Here is a 2,419-nt window from a genome sequence, read left to right as displayed (position 1 = left end):
GTCTTGCGCAGGGCCAGCGACATCTGCAGGGCCGGGGCGCCGCGCCCCAGGCGCAGCACGCGCACCGGGTAGGCCATGGTGATGGCGGGGTCGGACAGCTGCACGATGGAGATGCCCAGCCCGGCGCTGACCATGGCCACGATGGCGGGCACGTTGTCCAGCTCGATCGAGGGCCGGCGCTCACGCACGTGGGCATTGACGTAGCGCACCGCCATCGCGCCGGTGACGGTGCCGCGGTCGTAGCGGATCCAGTCGTACTGGCGGAAGAGGGCGCCTACCGACGGCTCGGGTGATTGCGGCGGGGCCACCAGCAGCAGTTCGCGCCGTTCCAGCGGATGCCAGCGCAGGCCGGCGCTGCCGCCCTTGTCGGGCTGGGCCACCACCGCGGCGTCCAGGCTGCCGGCCTTGACCATCTCGGTCAGCCCGGCGCTGCGGCCCCGCAGCGGCCGCAGGTCCAGCCGCGGGTAGCGCTGCTGCAGGATCTTCATCACGCCGGGCAGCAGCACCGGCTGCATCGATTCGATGATGCCCAGGCGCACCGTGCCTTCCACGCTCACCGATACCTGCCGGCGCAGCACCGCCAGCCGCTGCAGCCCTTCCTGCATGCTGGCGGCCACCTCGCGCGCGGCGGGCGTGGGCCGCACCTGCAGGCCCGAGCGGTCGAACAGCGTCTGGCCCAGATAACGCTCGAGCTGCTTCATCTGCATGCTCACGGCACTGGGCGTGAGGTTCATCTCCAGCGCTGCCGCCGCGAAAGAGCCGCCGCGCAGCACCGCATCCAGCGTGTGAAAGGCCGCGATCTTCATCAAGAATCCTTCAGTAGGAGTCAAATTTTCGTCGCTTTTTATTGATCTGGCTCAACCCTAGACTGCGTCTTCATCGGTAGCCGTTGTGCCGCTGCCCAGGAGACGAGATGACCGTGCAAGTACCCACCGCCGCGGCCTGGCGCGCCGCCGAAGCCGCTGCCGACACCAGTTGGACGCTGCGCCTGACGCCCGAGGAGGCCGAAGGCTTCGACCAGGCGCTGCGCCATGCCCGCGATGCCGACAAGCCCTGGCTGGCGATGGGCCCGCAGGACTTTCCGCTGCCGGCGGCCTCGCGCGCGGCCTTGCAGCGTGCGGCGGCACTCACCCAGGGCCGCTGGGGCATGTGTCTGGTCAAGGGCCTGCCCACCGGCCGCTGGAACGAGCATGAAGCCCGGCTGGCCTGCTGGGGCATCGGCCTGCACATGGGCGTGGCGCGCACCCAGAACCGCGCCAGCGACTTCATCGCCGACGTGCGCAACGAAGGCGGCGAGTACAAGGGTGCCAACGGCCGCGGCTACAACACCAATGCAGGCCTGGACTTCCATTGCGATTCGGGCGACGTGGTGGGCCTGCTGTGCCGGCGTGCGGCCAAGCGCGGCGGCGAAAGCAAGGTGGTCAGCTCGCTGGCGGTGATCGAGGAAGTGCAGCGCCGCCGGCCCGACCTGATACCGGTGCTGCAGGGCGACTGGTTCCACAGCTACCAGGGCGCCCAGCACCCCGATGCGCCGCCCTTCTACCGCTGCCCCATCGTCGGCAGCGCCGAAGGCCATGTGGCCATGCGCGCCAACCGCAAGAACGTGATGGCGGCGCAGCGCGACTTTGCCGCCGTGCCGCGCCTGAGCGAGCTGCAACTGCAGGCGCTGGACCTGCTGGACGAGTTGATGAAAGACCCGGCGCTGTGCTTTTCGATGTGGCTGGAGCCGGGCGACCTGCAACTGCTGAACAACTACGTGACGCTGCATTCGCGCACCGACTTCGAAGACCATGAAGAGCCCGACCTGAAGCGCCACCTGTACCGTCTGTGGCTGGCGCTGCCGCAGTCGCAGCCGCTGCCGGCCGACTGGGCCGAGTACTTCGGCGACGTGCGGGCCGGCGCGGTGCGGGGCGGCCTCTACGGCAGTCAGATGACGCGCGAGTTTCTGGACTTCGAGCAGCGCCAGGCCGCTGCGATGGGCATGCCGTGCCAGGTGCGCCCGCTGGTGCGGCCGGCCTGAGCCCGGCGCAACGGCTTACAACATCAAGCAGGAGACAAGCATGCAACGACGCCACTTCCTGGCTGCGGCCGGTGTTTCAGGCTGGGCCCTGGCGGGCCGCGCGCTGGCGGCGGGTGAGCCCGCAGGTCGCATCCTCGTCGGTGCCACGCCTGGTGGCGGCACCGACCTGGTGGCCCGCTCCTTGGCCACCGAGCTGGGTCCGCGGCTGCAGCGGCAGTTCATCGTCGAGAACCGGCCGGGCGCCGCCGGCAACATCGCCGCCGGTGCGGTGGCCAAGGCCGACCCGGACCTGGGCAGCCTGCTGGTCTGCTACACCAGCCATGCGATCAATGCCTCGCTGTTCCCGAAGCTGCCCTTCGATCCGCTGAAGGACTTCACGGCCATCAGCCTGGTGGCGCG

The 2,419-nt window shown here is 69.8% G+C and carries 3 protein-coding genes; 2 read left to right on the top strand and 1 reads right to left on the bottom strand.

Annotated elements, in window-relative coordinates; translation table 11 throughout:
* The coding region (locus tag ABNT58_RS05810; RefSeq protein WP_348752558.1) for a LysR family transcriptional regulator at window positions 1-806 on the bottom strand (806 nt) is incomplete at its 3' end.
* 107 nt (window positions 807-913) lie between these two features.
* On the opposite strand from ABNT58_RS05810, the gene ABNT58_RS05805 reads away from it, so the two are divergent.
* Together ABNT58_RS05805 and ABNT58_RS05800 are read left to right on the top strand one after the other, a co-directional pair.
* Window positions 914-2,020, top strand: coding sequence for a TauD/TfdA family dioxygenase (locus ABNT58_RS05805; protein WP_348752557.1), 1,107 nt, complete (start codon window positions 914-916; stop codon window positions 2,018-2,020).
* A gap of 40 nt (window positions 2,021-2,060) precedes the next feature.
* A partial coding sequence (locus tag ABNT58_RS05800) for a tripartite tricarboxylate transporter substrate-binding protein (RefSeq protein WP_348752556.1) occupies window positions 2,061-2,419 on the top strand: 359 nt, incomplete at its 3' end.

Origin of the sequence: uncultured Aquincola sp. (assembly GCF_964001545.1) — a bacterium.
Lineage (GTDB): Bacteria > Pseudomonadota > Gammaproteobacteria > Burkholderiales > Burkholderiaceae_C > Aquincola.
The sequence above is the reverse complement of the archived record's forward strand: the minus strand, read 5'-3'. Positions and strand labels throughout refer to the sequence as shown.